Source organism: Streptomyces sp. NRRL S-118 (assembly GCF_000716335.1).
Taxonomy (GTDB): domain Bacteria; phylum Actinomycetota; class Actinomycetes; order Streptomycetales; family Streptomycetaceae; genus Streptomyces.
In genome coordinates this window covers 5,019-5,232 of record NZ_KL591043.1, presented here as the reverse complement: position 1 = coordinate 5,232, position 214 = coordinate 5,019, and the positions used below count along the sequence as shown (strand labels likewise).

Genomic DNA, 214 nt, shown 5'->3' with positions numbered 1-214 from the left:
CCTGGCGGATGACCCGCTCCTGCGCGGGGCCGCTCGGCGCGGTCAGGCCGTTGCTCGCGCCGTCCTGGTTGATCGCGGTCCCGCGGATCAGGCCCAGGATGTGCCGCCCGTTGCGCTTGGCGTCGGACAGCCGTTCCAGCACCACCAGGCCCAGGCCGTCGGAGAAGCCCGTGCCGTCGGCGGAGGCCGCGTAGGCGCGGCAGCGGCCGTCCGG

General features: G+C 76.2%; 1 protein-coding gene. It reads right to left on the bottom strand.

The window, feature by feature from the left end:
• The coding region (locus IH00_RS0135720) for a beta-ketoacyl synthase N-terminal-like domain-containing protein (protein WP_031080601.1) at positions 1–214 on the bottom strand (214 nt) is incomplete at both ends.